Raw genomic sequence first — 5,392 nt, forward strand, 5'->3', positions numbered from 1 at the left:
GGCGTTTTTATTCGGGGGGAACCCCCGAATAAGAAAACGACAAGACAGCGGCTCACTTTTGGACGGGTTCCCCGTCAAAATAAGTGAGACAAGACAGGGGAAACCCCAAGACCGCACTTTTCGCTTTCAACTTTCAACTAAATCACACCCAAAATTCTTCTGATTCCGAAGTATATTGCATCGGCATCACGCTATCGAGATTGTCCGTTGGATGAGGGACGATGTAGTGACTGACGATCGCACCTTTTTTGGTAGCTTCACCAGCCAGAACACCAGCCGCCACAGCTTGATTCACTTCAGAAACAGGACCGCGAATGGATATCATAAACTCAGCGCGTTCTGCCAAACCATAGTAAACCAGTGTGACATTCCCCGCCTTAAGCATCGCATCAGCAGCAGCTAAAACAGGCGGGAATCCATCGGTTTGAATCGTCCCCACTGCTTGTCTGGAACTTCGAGTTGCCATTAAAAAATATACTCCTAATTACTAGGCTCGTTTGGTAGGGGAGGTGTGGGGGTTTGGGGAGTGTGGGAGGACAATTTCTATTTATTGTCCATTGCTTTTTACCCCTTACCACTAACCGATTTCACTAATCACTAGTTAGAATTAGTCCAACCAACCAATATCAGTGTTGTTGCGACGGCGAAGTGTTTCTTCACGGGACTGAGTCGGACGAGCTGTCAGGGATGCGTGAGATGTATCTTTTTTGACGATCGCTGTAGTAGCTTTGGCTTTGGCTGGAGCTGCTGCGGGTTGCTCCGACAATTTGACAATCATTGCCTTTGCATCATTAAGCTGCTTTGTCAAGTCATCAAATTTCTGCTGTTGAAGTTTTGCTTCCTTCTCTTGAGCAGCTTTGGCTTGAGCGTCGTCGTTGGTTGGAGGTGTCATATTCGTGGTGGTTATAGGAGTAGGCGATGAACTGGGTGTAGTAGTAGCCCTGGTTGGGATTACTAGTGGTTGCTGCATTTCTTGCCGCAACACATCAGATGCTGATGTTTTTTTCTTGTTAGTAGTCATAGTTAGTTCCAATCTTTCCAGATTTCATTGACGACGCAACGGTAGTCAGCGGCTGCGGGTGCGGCTGACAGACCTTTACACTGACTAATGGGCAATCCTGACATTGCAGCACGCTCGTGAATTTTCAAATTCCTGATTACTGTATAATAAACCGGAATCTGACACTGCAATAAGGTTTGTTGTGCTTCTTGCGCTTCTCTCAAACCGCGAGAATTTACCTTAGTCAGTAAGACGCGATGGCTAATCTGGGACGGAATCACCACCTGTCTGACCGTGCGAATCAATGCGGCTAGATCCATTGGTGCGGGGGGAGTTGGTAACAGCAAGTAGTCTGCTACGGGCATAATTGCCTCGAAAGCAGCAGAATCGAGCGCAGGCGGCATATCTACAACCACGATGTCGTAATCTGCCCACTGTTGGCGATTCACACCCTTTAAGTCAGCCAGTGCGGTAGTCTCAAAGCCTAAATCTCGACCTTCAGACTGCTTCACCCACCAACTCGCCGAGCCTTGCGAATCGGCATCGACTAATAATACCCGATGCTGTTCGCCAAAGATGGCGGCGAGATTGATGGCGGTTGTCGTTTTCCCTACACCGCCTTTCCCGTTCAAGACGACGAGAACTTTGGTTGACTTGAGTTTTGGTGATGCTGTTTTAGTCATAAGTTCAACCATTGGGGAAAAGCTGGCGTTTGAGTCGATCGAAACTAGCACGTCCAGCGACATATTCGTTCGAGCGATGTTCGATTTCAACCGTTTCTTCGACATATCCACCCTCGAAGGGAATTGGTGGTGGTTCTGGCTGGTAAGTACTCTCAACAGGTGGCGGCGGTTCCATCACTGGTGTCTTCACCGTTGATGTATCCCAAGCATCGCTGGTATCCCAGATATCTGAAGGCTCTGGAGGATCTACCGTCGCCGGATCTTCAGACGGAGTTGGTAGATCTGGAGTTTCCACCACAGATACTTCACCCCGACTGCTATCGCCCAAGATTGAGTGAGTAGGAACCACATCCCCATCCTCAATTTTTGGATTAATCACCGTCGATCCTGCGCCAATGCAGACATTTCGCTCGATCGAGCCACTCCCGACAATCAGTACCGCCCTACCAATGCACACTCCAGCTCCAATCTCAATATTTCCACCTGATGCATGAACGATCGTGCCAGCACCAATACATACCCCTGCCCCGATCGTAATCCGACTATTCTCCTCGGCTTGAAGTAACACCCCAGGCGCGATGGCCGCAGTTGGATCGATCGAAACATTGCCATCAAGATGGACGGGTACTACCTCCCTGGATACAGATCGGAATTTGGTAAGCATGGGAGGGGGAGGTGGGTGTGGGGGTGCGGGGTATGGGGGTGTGGGGGTGTGAGGGTGGCGGTGTGAGGGTGTGGGTGTGGGGGTGTGAGGGTGCGGGGGAGTATTGCTACCCTTTACCCTTTACCCTTTACCCTTTACCCTTTACCCTTTACCCTTTACCCTTTACCCTTTACCCTTTACCCTTTACCCTGTTTCTCCTGAGTGAAAGCAAAACTGTTTACTAGTAACTTTTGCTGTCAGTCGATCGTGTTAACGTCTAAGCAAGAATTCAAATGTTGAAATTCTCGTCATAAAACCCAATCAATAATTATCAATTATTAATTAATTACGGGCGTTGGATGATTTCTTCGTGAACGCGACGTTTTGCCTTTTTGTCGATGCCAATCAGTCGCACGTATTCACCTTCGTGATCGTTTAGACAAGCTTCCAATTCAGAAATCGCGTCTTGAATCCGAGTAGCCGAAACTGGCTTGCAAGTGTGCCAGGAACTGCTCCGAAAGCGACGAATGTCTGCATGTTCGGTGCTGATTTGGTAGCTATTTTCCAAGAGACGACGAACAGATGCCACGATTTCTGAGCTGAGGGAAGTTTTGACACTACCAGCCGCAGTTGCTGTTCCAAATGAACTATTGAAGGAGGTCGTACTAGCACCGCCAGTACTGAGCGTAACTGGCTCTCCTGGCTTATGAATCAAAAGTTCGGTGACACGGCGACGAGCAGTCGTATCGATGCCAATCAGCCGAACATAATCATTTTCGTGTTCGGCGACTAAATTAGTTAACAATGCGATCGCTTCACTTTCACGACCACCCTGATAGGATGGGCCGCTAGTCCAAGAAGTAGCCCGATAGCGACGAGCATCTGCAAACTCAGTTCCAATGCGGAAACCTTGATTTAGTAGTTGTTTGACGATTTGAGCTACATCACTGCCACCACCACCGTTACCCCCACTATTGCCATTGCTTGCAGCGGGAGCACTTACACCACCAGCACTCTTCGATTTACTGACTTGAGTCACCGCACCGTCAGGGCGTTGAATCATCAGTTCCAATACCCGCGTGCGCGTTTTGCTATCGACACCCAGGATTTGCACATACTTACCTTCATTCTCGTCTAGCACAGCCGTAACGCTGGCTAATACCGCACTTTCACCGCCTTGGGCGATGGGTGCACTAGTCCAAGAACCACTACGAAAACGACGAGCATCAGCATACTCTACGCCGACACGATAGCCTTGGCTTAACAAACGACGAATTTCTTGGCGGACGCTATCACTAATATTACTCATATACTCGATTCCGAATTAAATCATTAATAACTTCATAAATAATTTCTTATCGCGCATCTCGTTTGCTGTATGTCAAATCGTTGCCCACAACAACTGTATCCACGATCGCCACAACTAGTGCATCGACAGGATAATGGTCCTTATTGGAAACTTGACGCGCAGCACTGCCCAGACTCACTAAAACTACTTCTGTTAACCCTGCGCCGACACAATCGGCGGCGATCTCATATTCTGGCAGGTCATTACCTGCCGCATCTAGCATTTGCACGAGCAAAAACTTAGTCCCAGTTAAACTCGGCTCTTTGTGGGTACTGACCACAGTACCCAATACTTTAGCTAGCTTCATTTAGCTATTAGCGGCGGCTACCCATTGCCAAAGGACCTGGACCGTTTAAGCTGTCGCGGAATTTCTCGACATCTTCGGTGTAGTTCATAGGCAGTACGTACTCAAGGTTCTCGTGAGGACGCGCAATGATGTGAGTAGACAGTACTTGTCCGCCATTAACACGCTTAACAGACTCAACACCTGCGGCTACGGAAGCTTGTACTTCAGATACATCACCACGAACGATTACAGTGACGCGACCGCTACCGATTTTTTCGTAGCCAACTAATGTGACCCGAGCGGCTTTAACCATAGCATCTGCAGCTTCTACAACTGCGGGAAAGCCCAAGGTTTCAATCATTCCAACTGCAATAGACATTATCAGTGACTCCTAAATTTTCTAGTTAATCTAATATTTAGCGGATGTAGCCTAGACGCGGAATTTTTCTACGTCCTCGGTGTAGTTCATAGGCAGTACGTACTCAAGGTTCTCGTGAGGACGCGCAATGATGTGAGTCGATAAAACTTCGCCACCATTGACGCGCTTAACCGATTCGACACCTGCTGCCACGGAAGCTTGTACTTCAGAGACATCACCACGGACAATGACAGTTACCCGACCGCTGCCGATTTTTTCGTAGCCAACTAATGTAACCCGTGCGGCTTTGACCATGGCATCAGCAGCTTCCACAACAGCAGGAAAACCTTTGGTTTCAATCATTCCCACGGCAATAGACATATATTTTTCGTCCTTAGAGTAATTTTGTAGTCAGCAATCTGCGCGTGAATTCGCGCCCGATCGATATTTATATAGAACACACCAATTTTTTCACAGATTTTAGCTATGAAAAATCGAATACTTAGAGATTCGCTAAGGTCAAGCATAGACTGAGACGTGACGCTTTGGCAATATAAGCAACAATTTTATTTTGTTAATTCACACATCAGAATGTTTTATGAGTAGAGCTGGGGATCGACAGGATTAATGTTACATTTTTCACTCATGCGGATACCATTGGGATTCAAGAATCTCAGCAACGATTTATAGACATATTACTCTGGAAAAATCCCCTCCTCGGAGGGGTGCCCGTTAGGGCGGGGTGGGTAGATCTACGCTGTACACAAACTATCTTCCAACGATCGCACTATTTAAGGATTAGTACCGTTATCTTGCTCAGTGCCAGAAGATTTGGACTGGATAGGTAGCGAAGACCCTACCCACCCCGCCCGTTGGGCACCCCTCCGAGGAGGGGATTTTTCGGAGAACCACTGTTACATGTTTCTATCTGGCGGGTACCCTAGGGATACGATACGTCGCTGAAACAGATACATAAATTGGTGAATCGGGTGCTATGGTGAAAAACGCGACTGAGATATTTAGCTCGATTCGGGCAGAAGTCGAGCAGATTTCGGCTGATTGGGAGAGTTTTGC

The 5,392-nt window shown here is 47.9% G+C and carries 8 protein-coding genes; all 8 read right to left on the reverse strand.

Features of this window, described 5'->3' with window-relative positions; all coding sequences use genetic code 11:
• Positions 1-142 precede the first annotated feature (142 nt).
• Positions 143-466: a carbon dioxide-concentrating mechanism protein CcmK gene (locus RMO55_RS16705; RefSeq protein ID WP_310428322.1), complete on the reverse strand. Its 324-nt coding sequence runs from the start codon at positions 464-466 to the stop codon at positions 143-145.
• Between the two features lie 141 nt (positions 467-607).
• On the reverse strand, positions 608-1,021 hold the full coding sequence (locus RMO55_RS16710) for a hypothetical protein (RefSeq protein WP_310428325.1): 414 nt from the start codon (positions 1,019-1,021) through the stop codon (positions 608-610).
• A 2-nt stretch (positions 1,022-1,023) separates the two neighbouring features.
• Positions 1,024-1,683, reverse strand: a complete 660-nt coding sequence (locus RMO55_RS16715; protein WP_310428327.1) for a ParA family protein — start codon at positions 1,681-1,683, stop codon at positions 1,024-1,026.
• Between the two features lie 4 nt (positions 1,684-1,687).
• Positions 1,688-2,347, reverse strand: coding sequence for a hypothetical protein (locus RMO55_RS16720; protein ID WP_310428330.1), 660 nt, complete (start codon positions 2,345-2,347; stop codon positions 1,688-1,690).
• Positions 2,348-2,672: 325 nt separating this feature from the next.
• Positions 2,673-3,635 carry a ribulose bisphosphate carboxylase small subunit gene (locus RMO55_RS16725; protein WP_310428332.1) on the reverse strand — a complete coding sequence of 321 codons (963 nt, stop codon included), beginning with the start codon at positions 3,633-3,635 and terminating at the stop codon, positions 2,673-2,675.
• Positions 3,636-3,681: 46 nt separating this feature from the next.
• Complete coding sequence (locus RMO55_RS16730) at positions 3,682-3,981, reverse strand: EutN/CcmL family microcompartment protein (protein ID WP_310428334.1); 300 nt, start codon at positions 3,979-3,981, stop codon at positions 3,682-3,684.
• Positions 3,982-3,988: 7 nt separating this feature from the next.
• Positions 3,989-4,339 carry a carbon dioxide-concentrating mechanism protein CcmK gene (locus RMO55_RS16735; RefSeq protein ID WP_310428336.1) on the reverse strand — a complete coding sequence of 117 codons (351 nt, stop codon included), beginning with the start codon at positions 4,337-4,339 and terminating at the stop codon, positions 3,989-3,991.
• Positions 4,340-4,390: 51 nt separating this feature from the next.
• On the reverse strand, positions 4,391-4,699 hold the full coding sequence (locus RMO55_RS16740; protein WP_310428339.1) for a carbon dioxide-concentrating mechanism protein CcmK: 309 nt from the start codon (positions 4,697-4,699) through the stop codon (positions 4,391-4,393).
• Positions 4,700-5,392: the final 693 nt, after the last annotated feature.

The sequence above is a fragment of the Chamaesiphon sp. VAR_48_metabat_135_sub genome (assembly GCF_031418915.1).
GTDB lineage: Bacteria > Cyanobacteriota > Cyanobacteriia > Cyanobacteriales > Chamaesiphonaceae > Chamaesiphon.